The sequence below is a fragment of the Salmonella sp. SAL4457 genome, assembly GCF_046548235.1.
In the GTDB taxonomy this organism is placed as follows: domain Bacteria; phylum Pseudomonadota; class Gammaproteobacteria; order Enterobacterales; family Enterobacteriaceae; genus Salmonella; species Salmonella enterica.
This window is the reverse complement of sequence record NZ_JBGDZO010000354.1, coordinates 1-279: the sequence shown is the minus strand read 5'-3', so window position 1 is coordinate 279 and position 279 is coordinate 1. Positions and strand designations below refer to the sequence as shown.

The following is a 279-nucleotide window of genomic DNA, read 5'->3' as shown; positions in this document are numbered from 1 at the left end:
ATCTGAAGGGATTTTGTTAGGGGGGACACAATCTGGGGTAAGGAACGCTCTTTTATGACGAACAAGATCTGGTGCGTAGCGGTAGTTTTCGTGATCGCGACCGGTCTGGCGAGAGCCGCAGACTTCCCATCCGCCCCATCCGGCCCTGTGATTTCTGCGGTGGTGATAGGCGGCAATGACCGAGTGGAGGAGGAAGCCATCCGGGTGCTTCTCCATAGCCGTCCTGGAGAGCCGCTCAATGAGGACACTGTTGATAAGGATATTCGCGCGGTGTACGGC

1 protein-coding gene is annotated in these 279 nt (G+C 56.6%); it reads left to right on the top strand.

Annotated features, from left to right (window positions below):
• Nucleotides 1-54: 54 nt before the first annotated feature.
• Nucleotides 55-279 (top strand): POTRA domain-containing protein (locus ACLJNW_RS24625; protein WP_410961276.1); only part of this gene is annotated, 225 nt, incomplete at its 3' end.